Origin of the sequence: Flammeovirga pectinis (assembly GCF_003970675.1) — a bacterium.
In the GTDB taxonomy this organism is placed as follows: domain Bacteria; phylum Bacteroidota; class Bacteroidia; order Cytophagales; family Flammeovirgaceae; genus Flammeovirga; species Flammeovirga pectinis.
The window spans coordinates 2,901,121-2,919,900 of the sequence record NZ_CP034562.1; the positions used below are offsets into that span (position 1 = coordinate 2,901,121).

Genomic DNA, 18,780 nt, shown 5'->3' on the forward strand with positions numbered 1-18,780 from the left:
TAAGATGCTATACTCTAAACATTCCTATATATCTATTATTTTTAACCCATATGAATAAATACAAAACCTTTAAGTTTAAACAATTTGAAATAGGTCAAGAAAAATGTGCTATGAAAATTGGTACAGATGGTATGTTATTGGGAGCATGGGCCGATTTATCGGGTTGTAATACTATGCTTGATATTGGTACAGGATCTGGATTAATTTCTTTGATGTGTGCACAACGTTATTCTGAACTTAAAATTATTGGAATTGATATTGATTTGGGAGCAAGTGAACAAGCCGAAGAGAATTTCAAAAACTCCCCTTGGAAAGAACGTTTATCCGTTAAACATATCGATTTTTCTGAATTAACTCTTGATACAAAAGTAGATGCTGTCGTTTCTAACCCACCTTTCTTTAAAGACTCTTACAAAGCAAATACAGATGAAAGAACGAAAGCAAGACATTCAGACCACCTTACCCTAGAAAGTCTATTTCATTCCTCTGCTAAAATCTTAAATAAAGGAGGTAAACTTATATTAATTTACCCTTTCGACCAAGTGGAAGATATTTACAATGTTGCTTCAGAAAACAGTTTTTATATTGCTAAACATTGTGAGGTTGCACATAATATCAAAAAGCCTGTTAAAAGAGTACTACTAGAGTTTTGTTATCAAAACTTGAATGATGAAAATATCGTTTCTAAACTATATCTAAAGGAAAATAATAGCAATGATTTTTCCGAACAATATATAGCACTCACTAATAAATTCCATCCTTTTCTATAGATGAATAATAAAACGATAGTACTTGACGCAAGTAGTTTAAGAAAATCATATACTAAACTTCAAAAAGATATTGGAGGTCAGTTAATAGATAATAGATTAATTGGTAAAACATCTTTAGGTGATGTTAATCTAGAATATTTCAGTTTAATACCATCGGTAAATATTAGTGTAAATCAAGTATTTCTTCAAAATAATGTTCAAGTTTCTACTGGTGTAAAAGCAGAAAAATCTAGCCTTTTTATTACCATACTCAAAAAGAATTCTAGATTTTTAATTGATTCTGAAACGGAACATGAAACTGAACTTTCTAATGGTAACGCTCAATACAGCATTATGCTTTATAAGAGTAGCCATTCTATACTAATTGACTTTAAGAAAGATGAAGATATTAAATGGGTGGGAATTAGAGTAGAGCATGAAGCATTAGAAGAAATTATGGAGGCACAAAATAGCTCTTCATTTTCTGACTTCTTTAAAGAACTAAAAAATAAAGTTTACTATGAAGAAACTAATCCAGAAGTAGAAGACATTACCGAAGAATTATTTGCTGCTCAGAAGCTGACAATGGGACGCCAAGCAATTGTATTTGGAAAAGGTATGGAGCTAATGGGGAAACTTGTTTCTCAGTTAATAGAAAAGAACAAAAGAAGAAAAACTCCTGAGAAAATAATTTCTAAAGAAGCTTTCGATATCTATTTTAATATTAAGGATTACTTATTGAGCGATTATACCAACATTCCTACTATTGCTATGCTTTCTGATAAATTTAAAATTGGAGAAACGAAGCTAAAAGAAGATTTTAAACAGATTTTTGGGCAACCTATTTTTAAATTTGTGACAAACCACAGAATGCTTGATGCACATAGAGCACTGAGGTACTCAGAAAAACCTATTGGAAAGATTGCAAAAGAAGTTGGTTACAGCCACCTATCTAAATTTACCACTGCTTTTAAGAGGTTTTATGATTACACCCCTTCCGAATTAAGAAATTCTAAGAAAATTCAATCTCATTAATATTTAGTCGACTAAAATGGTAAATCATTCGACTAAATAGTAAAATCATTTCTTTTTCATTGGCGTTTCGGATAATAAGAAAACAAATTTAACGCACTGAAAAAAGAATCAAAATGAAAATTACTACTAAAGCCATCTACAACCTAATGGTTCGTTTCGCAATCATCTCAGTATCTACATTGGTTATTGCAAGCTGTAACAAAGAGAACGACACTGAAGAGCCTACTCCAGATGTAGCTTCTATTGAAATAGTAAATTTTGAAGATGGCGATGGCATCACTATCAATGAAACTACAAGCTTTGTTACGTTTGCTACTTCACCAAGCGGAAACATCGAAAATTCTAAAGTAACATTTACTAATGTTGAGGATAATCAAATCACTTATGAATTTGATTTAATTGGTAAAATGCCTAAATCAATTAACCAACCTATTAGTGCTACTTTAAGTGCTGATGTAGTTATTGATCAAATTGGAGAATATGTAGTTACCGCTACTTATGAATACACTGAAAACGGTATCGAAAGCATTACATTGATTTCTTCTGAAGAAATTACAATTGAAGCTTCTACAATGATTGGTACTGAATAAGTATAATAGATTTCAATAAAAAACAGCCATGATTTCCACAAATCATGGCTGTTTTTTTATTTCATTTCTACGAGGTAAAACCCTGCCGTAGTTACAAAGTTTCTCACCCAAGGTATATCTCCTAAAATTGGGATTTTTGTTCTTGGCTTTAAGCCGAACTTGTACTCATAAATTGGATTTATGAAATAGAGCGTTTTTTCTAATATATCAAAATGCTCTTTTTTACATATTCGTTCAAACCGTTCTAAAGAAATTCCAGTATCTTTTATTTCTAACAATTCTCTTACGTGTCCTTTGCTTACATTTCCATTTTTTAAAATCCATTTATAAATAGATTTTGGAAGTAAATGGAAATATGGAACTTTTGATAACACCTTAGAAGAGCAAATTTGCTGATGCCCTCCAAAAGGCATTTGCCAAGGTGGAAATCCAAAAAATATTTTCCCTTTTGGTTTTAAAAAGTTTCTAAAATGATGTATAATTTTTTCTTGATTAGGAATATGTTCTATAACATCTTTCAAAATAATCAGATCGAACTTCTCTCCTAATTCCTTATCTACATCAATATCGTAAACATTTTTACCTATTACTTGAGCTTTACCTTGGTTGATATATTCTTCTAAAAACTGATTAGCGAGTTCTACTCTAGGAAGGCTTAACTCTATCCCCATACCGTAGCAACCCCTCTCTAAAAAGGCTTTTAGCACACCACCTTCTCCACATCCTATTTCTAGAACACGTAAAGAAGCATCTATTTTAATTGACTTTTCTATAAAGGGAATTACATATTTGTTTGCATTCTCTTTTTGAAAGTTGAAGTATGTTTTTTTATCTTGATGGAAATCAAATGCCATATAATCACTAATACCTAGTTGTTTTTAGAGACTGTTATTTTACAGTTACTCCACTATCTTGTACCCAGCCCATATATTCTCCAAAATAATATATGGCAACGTTCATAACGATACCCCAAAATACGGCACTTATAAACATATATGATATTATTCTCTCTTTTTTTTCACCAAATGAAAGAGCTATTAACATTCCTATAGGAGGCCCAAAAAATATTGGAGTAAAAAATGCAACACCTTTCATGCCGTATTCTTGCCATAATCTCACTATCATTCTGTTCTTTTTGGTAAAAAGCTTTCGTTTCTTACCCCTATTTAACCACATCATCAATTTCTTTCTTGCAGGAGTCCCTGCATACGTAAGCACAACAACAGTAAGCATCATTCCTAAAACAGTAATAATGATGGTTTCAATTATTGATAATCCTGTTGAAAAACCTAAAATTGGTCCAAACAAGAATTTAACAGCGCTTATCGAAAGAAGAGATAAATATTTTGTAATTAAATCAAACATGTAGTGATTATGAGGTTACTCTAATAAGTAGTGCAAAAAGCAGAAAGTCTCGTCAATTTGCAAATATTTGTTTTTCAAAAATTACACAAAAAATGCTAATAATATTGATTTTCAAGGGGTTTCAATAAAATAAGTCATTCAAAGTGTTCTTAAATTACAGTATTTTTGTAAATTTGCAATGCAAATAACACGCTACAATTTACGATTTTATAAATGAACCTAATAAAATTTAAACTTTTAAAACTGCAATTTTTATTTCTATTCTTGTTTGTAAATGCTTTTGCTAGTAATCACATCCCTAAGCATAACATTGTAAACACTGAATCAGAAAATTTAATTTTGACTTTTTACACCATTGCTGATTTAGAAAGTAAAGGCTTATCTTATGATGCGTTTAAAGAAGGTGTAACGGGGTATTTAAACCTTTTAAACGAAGGGGAAATTCAGAATAAAAAAGTTTTAAGTATCATAGATTTTAGTCAGCCTTCAAATCAAAAAAGACTTTATATTATTGATATCGAAAAATCTTGTTTACTACTTAATACTTATGTAGCTCATGGTGTGAACTCGGGAATGCTATATGCAAATAAATTTAGTAACATTCTTAATTCAAGGCAAAGCAGCTTAGGTTTCTATAAAGCATCTGAGACTTATAATGGTAAATATGGTCTATCTCTTAAATTAGATGGCTTAGAAAAGAATATAAATCACAAAGCAAGAGAAAGAGCTATTGTACTCCATCCTGCTAAATATGTTTCTCAAAATTTCATTAATAATAATGGGTATACCGGAAGAAGTTTTGGCTGTCCTGCAGTGTCCTATAAAGACCATCAAAAAATTATTAATTACATAAAAGGTGGTAGTGTGATGTTTATTTATACAAATAAAGTAGATAAAGCCCCAACAGACTTATCTACTTTACCAGAAAATACTACAGCATTATTTTCTACTTATTCTTGTATTGCTCCAAAGAAAATACAACCTGTTTATACCTCAAATGAATAGAAGTTATTTCAATACTTTCTTCACCACATAATCTTGCTGAGCAGTATATCCTAAAGCCAATGCCCTACTTCTATCAACAGATGATTTTGAAGGCTTACCTAATTTATCAAAAGTCAGACTTCTATAATAAATAACGGTTTTATTATCAGGAGATTTTTTTAAAGCTGAATTAAAATATTTCAAGGCTTTTTTATAGTCCTTATTATTGTAGGCAATAATTCCTTTTACACCTATAATTTCTTTAGAATTTCTCTCTGATGCTTCAATATTCTCTACCTGACTTGATGCCAAATCATCTTTACCTAAAACGGCATAATTATACCCTAAGAGTACTTTTGCTGAAGAATATTTAGGATACAATTCTACTGCTTTTTCTAAAATAGCATTTGATTTACTCAGCTTCCCTAACTCCATAAAAGCAACAGCCTCTCCATACATGTCTACATATTTTGATTTGCCCAACTTATTTAGTTGAGAGAAATCTTCTAAGGCATCTTCATAATCATGTAATTTGATATGTGTCCATGCTCTTTGATGTAAAACATACGTAAACTGAGGGAATAATTTCAATGCTTTATCATAGTCACTTATAGCCAAATCTTCCTCATGTTTCTCAAGAAATACATCTCCTCTATAAGAAAATACTTTAGCGTTATTAGAAGATAAAGAGATAGACATATTTAAGTCTTCCAAGGCCAAATCATACGCTTTAGTCAATTTATATAAATATCCTCTTTGTTGATAAGCATAAGCATAATTTGGAGTAATCTCTATAGCCTTTGTAAATGCTACAATCGCAGAGTCATATACCGATTTCCCTAAGTAAGCATTACCAAGTAAAGCATAACTGTAAGATTTAGTTTCATCTATTTTAATTGCTATCTGTAAGGTAGCGATTGAGTTGTCTACCTTAGATAAAGCAAGTTCTGACTTCGCTTTTTCGATTAACGCCGCATAATAATTAGGGAAATGCGTAAGAGCACTATCATAATCTGTTATAGAAGCCGCATATTTTTTCTCTCTTGCACTTAATACACCTCTATTAAAAAAGGCATAACCGTAATTTGGAGCATAATTAATAGCAGTATTAAAATCTGTTCTTGCTTCGCTTATTTTATTAATTTTTGCGTAAAGTTCTCCTCTTCTACAATATGCATAAGCATAGCTAGGGTTAAATAATATAGCTCTATCGTATGCTGCCAATGCTAAATCAAATTTTAAGGTCTGCTTATAGCAATCTCCAGCTAGACTTAATAGCTTAATATTATCTTGCTCTAATTCAAAACCCTTATTTATCATTACCAATGCAGAGTCATACTGCTGCGTATGTGTGAATATTTCGGCTTGGTCAATGTAAGCATCTATTATTCTTGGGTCTAGTTCTAGTGCTTTTTTAAAATCTAGTAATGCAACATTATAATTGCGAGTTTGCTTATATATCACCCCTCGTCTGTGGTAATACATTGCAGCTGTAGGTGCTAGCTGAATAACTTTTGTATAATCTGTAATAGCTTTATCCAATTGATTAAGGTTACCTTCTGCTTCTGCTCTAAACACATAAGCAGTAACGTATTCATCATCTTGGTGAATTGCTTCTGAAAACCATTTTATAGCCTCCTCATTATCATTTTTACTTAGGTAGATATATCCTTTTAAATAATAACCTAATGGCTTAACAGCATTAATTACAAGTGCTTGATCAATATCTGTAAGTGCGGCCTCTAAATTATTTTTTTGCATATACATACGAGCCCTTTCTAAATAAGCGGCATCATTAAGTAAGTCAAAATCTATTTCTTTAGAGAATGCGTCAATAGCTTTATCAACTTCTCCTTGTTGGATAAATTCATACCCTTCTTTCATCCAATCTTGAGCAACCACAAACTGTGATAAAATGGTGAAACAAAAAGTTAAAAGGTATTTTGAATAAAAATTAGACATAAAATATAGTTAATCGTTTTAGTAAGTACAGTATACATATTACTAAACACTAGATTAGATCAATTTGATAAAAAAATTTAGAAATATTAAAGACAAAACACGTTGATTTGTAATTATTTATGATAATTCTAATGCTTAAAGATAATTGTATATCTCTGCAATTTGTGTTAACTCACCCAATTTTTCTATTTTAATTAATTTACCTTTTGTAGAGATTAATCCATCATCTTTAAATTCTTTTAATGTTCTAATATACGATTCCGAAGAAGTTCCAATCATTGCAGACAAGTCTTCTCTACTTAAAGATGTTTGAATAAAGCCATTATCGTCTTCTCCAAATTCTTGATTTATTATTAATATAGACTCCGCTACTCTACTTCTCACTGTTTTTTGAGAAAGTGAAGAAACAATTTCTGTAACCTTCTTTGTAGTCTGTAGAGCTGTTTTTATAAATTTGAAGGCAAAATCTTTATCCTCGTCAATCAGTTTAAAAATCTTATCGCGATGAATAAAGCAAATAGTAGACGACTCTAAAGTAACAGCAGAAATATCATATTCTTCTTCTAAAAACATAGGCTGATACCCCATTATCTCTCCTACTTTAGCAAAGGTTACAATTTGCTCCCTCCCCATAACACCAGTCTTTGTTATTTTAACGCTTCCGCTATGTAAAATATAAATACCTAGTGCAGGTTGCCCCTCTCTAAAAATCACTTCTCCTTTTTTAAAAGCAGAGAAACCCTTAGTTCTACTTATTTCTGAAAGATGTGCTTTATCTACACATTCAAAGATAGAAAGGGTTCTTACTGGACAAGTTTCGCAATCAGGTCTTTTTAATTTCATACGTTCCTTTACTCTATTTTCTGATAAAAATCAGTTTTTGTGTTTTCATATGACTGACTTTAAAGTACAACAATGCAATAACTTTGTGGTATCAAAAACTTTAAATACATACATTATGAATACGAATGGCAAATTAATCTTATTTTTCTTATTTTTTGTAACAATGATTGCATCTACAATCATACTAGGAATTGTATCTTTGTTTTCTCCAATAGAAACAGTTAAAGTATTTACGTGGGGAGCGTCTATTCTTGGCTTACTATTTATTGGTTTTACAGGGTTAATGGCTGAAAAAAGTACCGTTTCAAAAAAATAAAGACGCATGCAAGATTTAAAAGATAGAGAAGATGTAATTCTTTTAGTAAATACATTCTACGATAAGGTAAGACAGCACAATGAACTAGGTCCTTTTTTTGATGAATATGTCAAAATTGATTGGGATTCCCACCTTCCTCGTATGTATGACTTTTGGGAGTCTAATCTCTTCTTTGTTTCTAAATATAAAGGAAACCCCGTAACTGCTCATCAAAGTGTTGATAAGAAAGCAACAATAGAGCAAAAACATTTTGGGTTTTGGTTACAACTATGGTTTACAACCGTAGATGAATTATTTGAAGGAGAGAAAGCTAATCTTTTAAAATCACGTGCTAGAAACATGTCACACATGCTATTTATGAGAATTTTCAATGCCCGTGAAAATTAAAAAACCTTAACATCAGGTAGTTCACAAAAAATATCTTTTATTTCTAATTCATAAATATATATTTGTTGTATAAATAGATATATGTTGAAGAAGTCCACGTTATATAAAAAACTTATTTTAGTAGTTGTAGTCGTCATTACTACCTTTGTTATTCTACTTATTGGACTTAATAATCTAGTAAGTGAAAAGAGTAAACCATATTTACTTGACAAAGAAAATATTAATGTAACATGCAAAACAGGGTTAGTGTTAGGCACTAGTAGATATTTAATTTCAGGTGGAACAAATCCTTATTTTAAATATAGAATTGAAGCTGCTTCAGATTTAATAAAGAATCATAATATTGAATTTATTATTGTCAGTGGCGACAATAGAACTAAGGCTTACAACGAACCTAAAGTTATGCGCAAAGCATTAATTGAGAAGGGTGTTAGCAGCAAAAGAATTGTAATGGATTACGCAGGTTTAAGAACCCTTGATTCTGTAATTAGAACTAAAAAGGTTTTTGGACAGGAGCGTTTTATAATTATATCTCAAAAATTCCATGTAGAAAGAGCTGTATATATTGCTAGGTACCATGGAATAGAGGCATATGGTTATATTGCCGACGATGTCCCTATAAGTAAAGATTACTATACACACCTAAGAGAAGTGTTTGCTAGAGCTAAAATGTTTTTAGATTTATATATTTTAAAAACATCACCTAAACATTTAGGGAAAGAAGAAATTATCAAATAAAAAAAGAGATAACCTATTTAAAATAAGTTATCTCTTTTTTGTACTCTAAAAATATTTCCATTTCTAAAGAATATGAAATGGTTTATACTTTTTAATTATATCTAATTATGAACCAAATGCCATAGATTTCAACTCGAAGTTGAAACCTTGAGAAATAAGTTCATCATATTTACCTTCTTCAAATACATAATAGTATGCACCTTTTTTAGATACTCCTTTTTGTTTTTCATCTAGCTTTTTCAATAAACCTGTAGCAAGAATTTTCTTTCTAAAGTTACGTTTATCAAACTGCTTTTGGTGAATTGCCTCGTATAAAGATTGTAATTCAGGTAATGTGAATTTTTCTGGTAACAACTCAAAACCAATTGGTTGGTATCTAGATTTTCTTCTCAATTTACCCCATGACATTTGAATCATTGTTTCATGATCAAACATTAATTTTGGTAACGCAGTAATTGAAAACCACTGTGCCTGATTTTTTTCAAGTGTCTCTAAAGTTTGAGACTCTACTTTAATTAAAGCATAATAAACTAACGAAATAACTCGTGCTTCTGGATCCCTATCTACTTCGCCAAAAGTACTAAGTTGATCCATATAAATACGATCTAAACCAGTTTGCTTTTTAAGTACACGCTCCGCTGCATAATGTAAAGACTCTCCAAAGTGAAGAAAACCTGTCGCTAAACCCCAAGCTCCTTTGTAAGGATCTTGCTTTCTTCTTGTGAGTAATACTTTAAGCTCGCCTTGTTCGTATCCAAAAATAACACAATCTATGGCTAGTAAGGGTTTATATGCACTGTTATAATATTCGTTCATTTTCTTAATTTCTAATGGAGAATTAATAATATCTCCAATGATTTATGTTTAAAGATAACATTTAATAAATAAAATGTGCATCCTTTTGACTTCTTTCTCTAATTGAATTACAAATATAAAATATTACATCTAAAAAATAAGGTATAGAGGTTATAATCAATGCAAAAGTATTTAAACAATGACTTTCTGTTAAATTTTGTTTACATTTACCCCAATTAATGATCACCAAAAAACAAACGTTTATTGATTATCACTCAGACTTCAATAGAAACCTACTATGATTAATAAATATACACTATTCTTATTAGGCATTTCCCTACTATTATTTACATCTGTAAATGCCAATGCAGATAAAGTTAACGACAAGATAGATAATATCTTACAAGTTAGTCAGAAATATGCCGACGATGGAGAATACAAAAAGGCAATTGAGTGGAATTACAAAGCTTTACAATTAGCTAAAAAGAGAGATTCCGCACTCATTGATGTTCTTTACCAAAGAGCTAGATACCAACTAGCACTAACGCAGTTTGAAGAGTTTGAAACATCTACAAATGCATTTCTTACTATTGCTAAGAAAAGAAAAAATGCAGAATTTGGCTATGTATATACCCTACTGCTTGCTTCTGATTTATATATTCAATATTCTGATATTGTAAGTGCTTCGACATTATTTAATGAAGCATTAGAAATAATGAAATCCAATGAAAAGCTTACTGTTTTAGCAGAACGCTCTTCGGATTACGCAATGCTCAAAACTAAGGTGCAAACGCAACTTAATTTAGAAAAAGGATACTATACAGAAGCTTTAGTTCAAATTTCTGATTGGCAAAAGTTTGATTACGATTTAGCCACTAGCACAAGTGCTACACTGTACCATACAAGGTCCAATAAATTTAAAGAGAAGGACTTTTCTAACAGAGAAAAAATACGTCTTAAACGTAAATACGCATATAGTTTAACCACGGAAGGAAAACTATACCGCTTAATGGGCGACTACCAAACTGCTGACAGCATTTTAATGAAAGCAGAAATTTGGATTAAGGATAACATTCGTACTGATGATGAGAGTTACATTGTAAACTACCACGAACGTACACTTAACTTAATAGAAAGTAAGGTTGATCCGTTGGAACCTAAAAAGATGCTCGAAAAAAATATTTACAGAGCAGAACGCGTTTTAGGAATTAGTCATAAAGTATATTTTGATATTCAAGAAGACTTAGTAGATTACTACGCTTGGCAACGTTTTAATTTTAAAGGTGATAAAACACAATGGGAATTTGACACAAATACTTCTCTTTATTTTGGAAAGAACAGTTTAAAACAAGCAAAATCTGAAAGATTAGTAGCTAAAGATGATTATTTACGAGGCAACTTTAACAAATCATTAAGTAAAGTAAATGATGTATTTGCCGATGCTTCTATTCCTAAAAACCATAAAGAATACATTTTAATTAATGAGTTACTTTATAAAATTGGAATTGCTATTGAAGATCAAGATTTAGCAGAAAAAGCACTTAATGAATACATTCATGCAACAGAAAAAACTATTGGTAATGATGCTCTTGCTTATCATATCGCAAAAGTAGAAGAAGCTACATACTTTACAATATTTACCGATAAGTTTGATTTAGCTGATAGCATTTTCACAGAACACTTGCCAATTATAGAGAATCGATTAAACCCTCATCACTATAAAAGACTTGAAGCAGAAAGAGAAAGAGCTAATTACTATTCTTTAATGGGGCAAACTGAAAAAGCAGCAACATTAAGTGCTAGTATTAAAAAAGCCTATGCAGAATATTATGGAGAAGATCATTTAGAATATGCATCTGGCTTACAAGGTACTGCTGCTTATGCTATGGATTTAGGAAATTACTCTGAAGCAGATGCTCAAATCTCTGAACTTTTAAGTTTATACGAAAAGCATCATTACAGAAAAGGAACGCAAAATATTGAACATGCAAAAGCTTTAGAAACGGCAGCTCGTTTTCAAGCAATTACTGGTCAGTACGATGAAGCGACGAATAATTTAACTTACGCCAACCGATTGTCTAAAAAATCTCCTGGTAAAATTGCTTCATCTAGCTTTGCAGATACACATGCTATTGTGTATTTAAAGAAAGAATATTTCTCTCAGGCAGAAGATATAATCAACCAATCTTTAGAACATAGAATTGAAAGATTTGGTACTAACAGTAGATTACTAATTGTCCCTTATACTCAACTTGCCCGTTTATCTTATTTAAAGGGTGAATATATTGCGGCTGATTCTATCGCTATGAAAGCTTTTACTATTAGTGAAGCTATTTTTGGAGAAGATGCTAAACAATCCATTGATCCTTTAGAAGTACAATCTGAAATTGCAGTAGCAATGGGTAACTATGAGTTTGCTCAAGAAGTTACTCAAAAACAAATAAAAATCTCTAAAGAAATTTATGGAGATAGACATACTGAAGTAGCTAAAGGATATACGCAATTAGCACTTATAGATCTGTACATGGGTTATAACCCGAATGATGTATTGTACCTCTTTAAAGATGCTGTTGATATTATTGCAATTCAATTAGGTAAAGACAACCCTGTATTTGCTATTGCATTAAAGAACTATGCACTCGCAAAAATTGAAGTAGGAAAATATAACGAAGCTGAAGATTTACTGAAACAAGCCAATCAAATTTGGATTGATAAGTTAGGAAATGATACCAATACCAATTCAGCTGAAATTGAATCGCTTCTTGGTGACCTTGAAATGAGAAGAGAAAAGTTTATTGAAGCACAAGAGTATTATGCTTCTTCTCAGAAAACATATGGTAAAATTTTCCATTCAACACACCCTCTTTATATTAAGACTACTCTAAAAAGGTCTCAAGCTTATTTTGGTGAAAGAAAATATTCTAAAGCAGAAAAATATGCACAAATTACTCTAAAAGAACATACTAACTTTATTGAAAAGTATTTCCCTGTATTAAGTGCAAAAGAAAAATCTAAATATTGGCAATCAATTCGTAACGATTACGATTTCTTTTATAGTCTGACATTAGAATCTGGAAAAAAGAAATTAAACCGTTTGATGTTTAATTACGCTCTAGAAACAAAACCTTTATTATTAAGCTCTTCTGTTAAGATTAGAAATCAAATTATTAATAGTGGAGATACACTCCTTATAAGAGAATTTAATAATTGGGTAGATAAAAAAGAAGTACTTACGCTTGCCTATTCTATGAGTCTTGAGCAACAACTTGATGAAAACATCAATGTTAAAGCATTGGAAAGAGAAATAAATGTTCTCGAGAAGCAACTAAGTGAACGTTCAAGTATTTTTGCTGATAACACTTCAAATGCTCCTTCTTGGAAGAATATTCAGAAAACATTAAAAGAGGGAGAAGCAGCAGTAGAAATTGTTCGTTTTAGAAATTTCACGAATGTTTATACAGATTCTATTACATATGCAGCATTAATTATTACACCTAAAACTTCTTCTGCTCCTATCATTAAAGTTATTCCTAACGGAAATACTTTAGAAGATGAAAGTTTAGGTTTTTATAAATCTAATTTAATTTTTGGTTTCCCTGATGATGAATCATATACTTCTTTTTGGAAACCAATACATGAAGTTGTCGGTGAAGGAACAACTGTATATTTATCTTCTGATGGAGTTTATAATCAAATAAATTTAGAGTCTATTCCTGTTGATATTGATAAGGGCGATTATATTATTGATCATAACCATATTGTTTTAACAAGTACAACTTCAGATCTTTTAACTCCTGCAACCGAAGAGAATAAAAACATGAATATTTCTCTATTTGGTAACCCTGTATTTTATAAGGATTTATCTCCTGACCAATACAACACCTATACATCTAGAGCAATTACACAGCTTCCTGGTACTTATAAAGAGATTAAAGCATTAGATGAGTTACTAAGAACAGAAGACCATACTGTTGACCTTGTTTACTTAAATAAACAAGCTACAGAAACTGCAGTTAAAGAATTAGAATCTCCAAGAGTATTTCATATTGCTACGCACGGTTTTTTCTTAGATGATATGGATGGAAATGGGACACAATCTTTATTCAAAAAACAAGAAACAATAAATCCATTACTTAGATCTGGGCTACTTTTAACGAATGCAGGTGATTTAATGGCTACAGATAATGTTTATGAATTTAATAAAGAAGAAGGTGTACTAACTGCTTATGAAGCGATGAACCTTAACTTTGACAACACTGAATTAGTTGTTTTATCTGCTTGTGAAACGGGTAAAGGTGACAACAAAATTGGTGAAGGAGTTTATGGTTTACAAAGAGCTTTTCTTGTAGCAGGAGCTGATAATATTATCATGAGTTTGTTTGAAGTTTCTGATGAAGCAACACAGAAATTAATGACCAACTTTTATCATTTATGGTTAAAAGAAGGACACAATAAGCGTCTTGCTTTTGAAATGGCAAAAAAAGAACTTAGAGAAGAATACCCTGAACCAAAATATTGGGGAGCATTTATTATGCTTGGGAAAATCTAAAAATATATACTTCAAAAATGAAAGGGAATACATCTGAACGAGATGTATTCCCTTTTTCATTTCTTATAAATTCATTTTTATATCACCAAACATTAAAAACGTGTTATAATTATCACGATGTTTTTAATTTTCGTTACTAAGTGGGAAATAAATTAAATATCTCTCAAAAAAACAGCTTAAAAATTTAAATTATAAAAAATAACCTCTAGTTTTGAACTATAAAAAAGATTTTAGAAAGCTTTAATTTCTTAACACAATACAATGGCTTCACTAACAAAGAAAGAATTACAAAAGAAGTACGAAGAGTACAAAGCACAAGGTTTAGCTTTGGACATGACAAGAGGTAAACCAGGTGCAGAGCAACTTGACCTATCATTACCTATGTTAGATTTAGTTACTTCTAAAGATTATAAAACTCTTGCAGGCGCTGACACTCGTAACTACGGTGGGTTAGACGGTATTCCTGAAATGAAAGAGATTTTCAAAGATTTCTTAGAAGTTTCTTCTACTGATGAAGTAATTGTTGGTGGTAACTCATCACTTACTTTGATGCATGATACACTTGCTAGAGCAATGTCACATGGTTTTCCTGAAAGCAAAAAGCCTTGGGGACAACAAGCTAAAGTGAAGTTCTTATGTCCTTCTCCTGGATATGACAGACACTTTTCTGTTTGTGAACATTTCGGAATTGAAATGGTTACAGTCCCTATGACGGATAAAGGTCCTGATATGGATGTTGTAGAGAAATTAGTTGCAGAAGATAAAACTATTAAAGGTATTTGGGTAGTTCCTAAATATTCTAATCCTACAGGTATTACGTGTTCTAAGAAAACAGTAAAACGTCTTGCTAAGATGACTACTGCGGCTAAGGACTTCCGTATTATGTGGGATAATGCTTATACAGTTCATCATTTATCAAAAGAGCAAGATGAGTTAGAAAACATCCTTGAAGCTTGTAAAAAAGAAGGTAACGACGAAAGAGTATTAATTTACGGTTCGTTCTCTAAAATATCTTTTGCAGGTTCTGGTGTTGCTGGTATGGGTGCTTCTGCATCTAATATCAACTGGATGAAAGCTCATTTATCTATGTCTACTATTGGACCTGATAAGATCAACCAAGTAAGACACGCACGTTTCTTTAAAGATTTCAAAGGTGTTCAAAAACACATGAAGAAACATGCTGCTATTATTGCTCCTAAGTTTGATGCTGTAATAGAGATTTTAGAAAAAGAATTAGGCGGAAAGAAAATTGCTACTTGGACAGTTCCAAAAGGTGGTTATTTTATTAGCCTTGATGTTCCTAAAGGTACAGCTAAACAGGTGGTGAAATTAGCATCTGATGCAGGTGTTAAACTAACGGCTGCAGGTGCTACATTCCCTTATAAGAATGACCCTAAGGATGAAAATATTCGAATTGCCCCAACTTTACCTTCTATGGGTGAAATTAAGCTTGCAATGCGCGTTTTAGCAGTTTGTGTACAATTAGCTGCTGCTAAGAAATAGGTAAACCTATATGCACATAAAAAGGCTATCATTTTAAAAATGATAGCCTTTTTGTATATAAAGTAATTCCTTATCAACCTTAGCTTAAAGAAGCTCGTCTAATAAAGCTGTATAATTTTTAAAATCTTGTTCTATTTTAGGATCCTTCATAACATCATAAAAATGATATGTACCTAACTTTTCTAACCCAATAAATGAGTTCATTTTATGAAAACCAAACATTGCTCCTTCATCAACACTTTTCTGATCAAAGAACTCGTTTTCTAGTGTAAATGCTTCTTCAGGAGCATTCCACGATGTTGTCAAAATATATTTTTTACCTTTCAACAAACCTCCTGTTCCATAGTGTAGTTTTGGTTCGACTCTATGTCTACCATCACTTACATATATTTTATTCTCACCATGAGTTAATATTTCATCTATATATTTTTTAAACCCAAAAGGAATAGAAAACCACCAAATTGGTGTATGATAAATAATTACATCAGCCCATACAAACTTTTCAACCTCTTCTTCAATAATGTAAGTATCATCTACATTCGTAAATTTCACTTCGAAGCCCTCTCTATTCTCTAAATAATTAACAGATAATTCAGTTATTGATTTATTTAAACTCCCTTGAGAGTGAAGGAATTTTTGAGCTCCATTGATTACTAAAATCTTTTTCATTTTCTGTGAGATAAGTTTTAACATATTATTAGTTTTACGCTTTATTTTTCACAGTTGTTGTTATCAATAGGATTTATTAAACTTCTTATTTAAGATTAATAAAAAATAAATTAACTTAGTTAGAAGTTTTACAATAATCTATTATAAAATGGCCAAAGATCTATTTGATTTTGATGTTTTCAAAAATCTTAGTGTTTCTGTACAAGAAGCAGAATTATTGCGTAATGTATTTAAAGAAAAAAAAATAAAAAAGGGTGAAATTTTACTTCTTAATGGACAAGATGTAGATACTATCTTTTATGTAATTGATGGCTGCTTAAGAACTTATTTTATTGACGAAAAAGGAAAAGAACATACTATACAATTTGCTGTTCATGACTGGTGGATAAGTGATATGATTGCCTATTTTTCTCAAACTAAAGCAATTCTTAATATTGAAAGCTTAGAAGATACATCAATATTTATAGTACATAGAGCAGACCTAGAAAAATTATGTTTTCAGGTACCTATATTCAATAAATTATACAGATCTAAGTTAGAAGGTTCAATCATTGGATACCAGAAAAGGATTTTAGGTAATCTATCTCAAAATGCTACAGAAAGGTATGAAACTTTTATTAATCAGTATCCAACAATAGAAAACTCTGTTAAAAACTATCATTTAGCTTCTTACTTAGGTATTACAACAGAAAGCCTAAGTAGAATAAGAAAAGAAATGTCAAAAAGATCCTAATTTTCTCTTAAATCACCTTTATTAGCAAACAATGTATTCATTTTTGATTGACATCAACCTACTTTTGTCTTTCCAAAAATTAATTTACATTTATGTTATTTATGTTATTTATGTCAGAAAGAGAAACAAAGCTATATTTTAATGTAGCAGGTTTAATTACAGTTATTAGTGGTTTATTAACGATTCTATCCCCAACAAGTGATACTATTTTTCCATTCGGATTAGACACCGCAATTCTACCAGCAACTAACATTTATTCTAGTTACTGGTCTTATATAGTATGCTTGATTGGATTTTTAATGATTGTTGCTTCGAAAGTACCCGCTTTAAGAGTTCCCGTAGCAATCTATTCTACAATAGAAAAATTATATTTTATAGGCATGATACTCCTGATTATGCATCAGTCTGAGTTTCTTGGAACCACCTATAAATATTCACTCATAATTTATTCTATAATTTGCTTGTATGGCTCCTTTTATTTAGGACAATACAATAGAAATTAAAACATAAAAAAGGCTTCATAATTTAATATTATGAAGCCTAATTTTTATACCGATTCTGATACGAGAATAGCCTCTTTAAACTTCTTAAATTCAGATTGAAATTGTTCATTTAAAGCACCTTCTTTAATACCTTCTTCGACAGTGAAATTATTATGATACGATGGCAATGAGAAACTGCCTTTAACATCAGCTGCTGCGTAAGGTAGAGATGATGTAGCAATATTTAAAACACTTTTCGCACCTCCAGGTCCAGGAGAAGAAGCTAAAACAAATACAGGTTTGTTTTGATACACTTCTCTTGTTGATCTAGAAACCCAATCAAATATATTTTTATAAGCTACTGTATAATTTCCGTTATGCTCTGCAAAAGAAATAATTATTGCATCTGCTTTTGCTATCTCTGCTTTAAAAACTTCTACTTCTTTAGGAATACCTGATGCACCTTCTTTATCAATGCTATATATTGGCATTTCATAATCGTTCAAATCTAAGGTAGATACATTTACATTTTCTAATTGATTACCTGCCCAAAGAGCTAATTGCTTATTTATTGATTCTTTTGAATTTGTTGCTCCAAATACTAATACATTTTTCATAGTTACTCTCCTTTTAATTTAATAATTAATTTTGCTAAAGTTTCTGCTTCAGTTTCCGTCAGATTATTCTGTAGAGGTTCGTGAAGTTTTTCAACTTTTTTATCTAATTCTTTTAAAGTTTCTAACCCATTTGAAGTGATGGTTATATCCATTTTTCTTCTATTGGTTGGGCACTCTACTCTATTTACAAGTCCTTTTTCTAATAATTTATCCACAATACGTGTTATATTACTAGATCTCTGAACCATTTTTTCTAAAATTTCAAATACTGTAATAGGGTTCCCATGCTGCCCCCTTAATATTCTTAATACATTAAATTGTGGTTCTGTAATTCCAAAACCTTTTAATTCACTACCCACACGATCAGTAATCCAGTGCCCTGTGGTAATAATTTGATATACCGCCTTTATATAATTTGAGTTTTTCATTTTATTTGTTTAAACAATCAATGTATATACAATAG

The 18,780-nt window shown here is 30.9% G+C and carries 19 protein-coding genes; 11 read left to right on the forward strand and 8 right to left on the reverse strand.

Annotation, left to right across the window (positions count from 1 at the left end):
* Positions 1-50 precede the first annotated feature (50 nt).
* The 3 genes from EI427_RS11510 to EI427_RS11520 all read left to right on the forward strand — a co-directional run bounded on the left by EI427_RS11510 (position 51) and on the right by EI427_RS11520 (position 2,374).
* On the forward strand, positions 51-770 hold the full coding sequence (locus EI427_RS11510) for a tRNA1(Val) (adenine(37)-N6)-methyltransferase (RefSeq protein WP_126614734.1): 720 nt from the start codon (positions 51-53) through the stop codon (positions 768-770).
* Positions 771-1,784: a helix-turn-helix domain-containing protein gene (locus EI427_RS11515; RefSeq protein WP_126614736.1), complete on the forward strand. Its 1,014-nt coding sequence runs from the start codon at positions 771-773 to the stop codon at positions 1,782-1,784.
* Positions 1,785-1,897: 113 nt separating this feature from the next.
* Positions 1,898-2,374, forward strand: coding sequence for a hypothetical protein (locus EI427_RS11520; RefSeq protein WP_126614738.1), 477 nt, complete (start codon positions 1,898-1,900; stop codon positions 2,372-2,374).
* A 56-nt stretch (positions 2,375-2,430) separates the two neighbouring features.
* Here EI427_RS11520 and EI427_RS11525 read toward each other — a convergent pair whose 3' ends face one another.
* Positions 2,431-3,228, reverse strand: coding sequence for a class I SAM-dependent methyltransferase (locus tag EI427_RS11525; RefSeq protein WP_126614740.1), 798 nt, complete (start codon positions 3,226-3,228; stop codon positions 2,431-2,433).
* A 34-nt stretch (positions 3,229-3,262) separates the two neighbouring features.
* Positions 3,263-3,682, reverse strand: coding sequence for a small multi-drug export protein (locus tag EI427_RS11530; RefSeq protein WP_240655301.1), 420 nt, complete (start codon positions 3,680-3,682; stop codon positions 3,263-3,265).
* A gap of 270 nt (positions 3,683-3,952) precedes the next feature.
* Between EI427_RS11530 and EI427_RS11535 the strand changes: the two genes are divergently transcribed.
* Positions 3,953-4,744: a murein L,D-transpeptidase catalytic domain family protein gene (locus EI427_RS11535; protein WP_126614744.1), complete on the forward strand. Its 792-nt coding sequence runs from the start codon at positions 3,953-3,955 to the stop codon at positions 4,742-4,744.
* A 3-nt stretch (positions 4,745-4,747) separates the two neighbouring features.
* Here the strand turns inward: EI427_RS11535 and EI427_RS11540 are convergent, their stop codons facing one another.
* Together EI427_RS11540 and EI427_RS11545 are read right to left on the reverse strand one after the other, a co-directional pair.
* Positions 4,748-6,685, reverse strand: coding sequence for a tetratricopeptide repeat protein (locus tag EI427_RS11540; RefSeq protein WP_126614753.1), 1,938 nt, complete (start codon positions 6,683-6,685; stop codon positions 4,748-4,750).
* 135 nt (positions 6,686-6,820) lie between these two features.
* Positions 6,821-7,528, reverse strand: a complete 708-nt coding sequence (locus EI427_RS11545) for a Crp/Fnr family transcriptional regulator (protein WP_126614755.1) — start codon at positions 7,526-7,528, stop codon at positions 6,821-6,823.
* 115 nt (positions 7,529-7,643) lie between these two features.
* Between EI427_RS11545 and EI427_RS11550 the strand changes: the two genes are divergently transcribed.
* From EI427_RS11550 to EI427_RS11560, 3 genes are all read left to right on the forward strand, one after another.
* Complete coding sequence (locus EI427_RS11550) at positions 7,644-7,844, forward strand: hypothetical protein (protein ID WP_126614757.1); 201 nt, start codon at positions 7,644-7,646, stop codon at positions 7,842-7,844.
* 6 nt (positions 7,845-7,850) lie between these two features.
* Positions 7,851-8,231, forward strand: a complete 381-nt coding sequence (locus EI427_RS11555) for a group III truncated hemoglobin (RefSeq protein WP_126614759.1) — start codon at positions 7,851-7,853, stop codon at positions 8,229-8,231.
* An 81-nt stretch (positions 8,232-8,312) separates the two neighbouring features.
* Positions 8,313-8,969, forward strand: coding sequence for a SanA/YdcF family protein (locus EI427_RS11560; RefSeq protein WP_126614761.1), 657 nt, complete (start codon positions 8,313-8,315; stop codon positions 8,967-8,969).
* Between the two features lie 105 nt (positions 8,970-9,074).
* Here EI427_RS11560 and EI427_RS11565 read toward each other — a convergent pair whose 3' ends face one another.
* The gene (locus EI427_RS11565) at positions 9,075-9,785 is read right to left on the reverse strand and encodes an NUDIX hydrolase (RefSeq protein ID WP_126614763.1); all 711 of its coding nucleotides are present in this window, start codon (positions 9,783-9,785) and stop codon (positions 9,075-9,077) included.
* Between the two features lie 277 nt (positions 9,786-10,062).
* Here EI427_RS11565 and EI427_RS11570 point away from each other — a divergent pair, with 277 nt between their 5' ends.
* Both EI427_RS11570 and EI427_RS11575 read left to right on the forward strand, forming a co-directional pair.
* Entirely contained in the window at positions 10,063-14,313 is a 4,251-nt protein-coding gene (locus EI427_RS11570) for a CHAT domain-containing protein (RefSeq protein WP_126614765.1), read from the forward strand.
* Positions 14,314-14,574: 261 nt separating this feature from the next.
* Complete coding sequence (locus EI427_RS11575; RefSeq protein WP_126614767.1) at positions 14,575-15,816, forward strand: aminotransferase class I/II-fold pyridoxal phosphate-dependent enzyme; 1,242 nt, start codon at positions 14,575-14,577, stop codon at positions 15,814-15,816.
* Between the two features lie 84 nt (positions 15,817-15,900).
* Here EI427_RS11575 and EI427_RS11580 read toward each other — a convergent pair whose 3' ends face one another.
* Positions 15,901-16,485 (reverse strand): NAD(P)H-dependent oxidoreductase, encoded by a 585-nt coding sequence (locus EI427_RS11580; protein ID WP_126614769.1) that lies wholly within the window; start codon positions 16,483-16,485, stop codon positions 15,901-15,903.
* 148 nt (positions 16,486-16,633) lie between these two features.
* Between EI427_RS11580 and EI427_RS11585 the strand changes: the two genes are divergently transcribed.
* Both EI427_RS11585 and EI427_RS11590 read left to right on the forward strand, forming a co-directional pair.
* Positions 16,634-17,218 carry a Crp/Fnr family transcriptional regulator gene (locus tag EI427_RS11585; RefSeq protein ID WP_126614771.1) on the forward strand — a complete coding sequence of 195 codons (585 nt, stop codon included), beginning with the start codon at positions 16,634-16,636 and terminating at the stop codon, positions 17,216-17,218.
* A 110-nt stretch (positions 17,219-17,328) separates the two neighbouring features.
* Positions 17,329-17,721 carry a hypothetical protein gene (locus tag EI427_RS11590; protein WP_155523289.1) on the forward strand — a complete coding sequence of 131 codons (393 nt, stop codon included), beginning with the start codon at positions 17,329-17,331 and terminating at the stop codon, positions 17,719-17,721.
* A gap of 44 nt (positions 17,722-17,765) precedes the next feature.
* Here EI427_RS11590 and EI427_RS11595 read toward each other — a convergent pair whose 3' ends face one another.
* Together EI427_RS11595 and EI427_RS11600 are read right to left on the reverse strand one after the other, a co-directional pair.
* A complete protein-coding gene (locus tag EI427_RS11595) occupies positions 17,766-18,317 on the reverse strand; it encodes an NADPH-dependent FMN reductase (protein WP_126614775.1) in 552 nt (183 codons plus the stop codon).
* Between the two features lie 2 nt (positions 18,318-18,319).
* The gene (locus tag EI427_RS11600) at positions 18,320-18,745 is read right to left on the reverse strand and encodes a MarR family winged helix-turn-helix transcriptional regulator (RefSeq protein ID WP_126614777.1); all 426 of its coding nucleotides are present in this window, start codon (positions 18,743-18,745) and stop codon (positions 18,320-18,322) included.
* Positions 18,746-18,780: the final 35 nt, after the last annotated feature.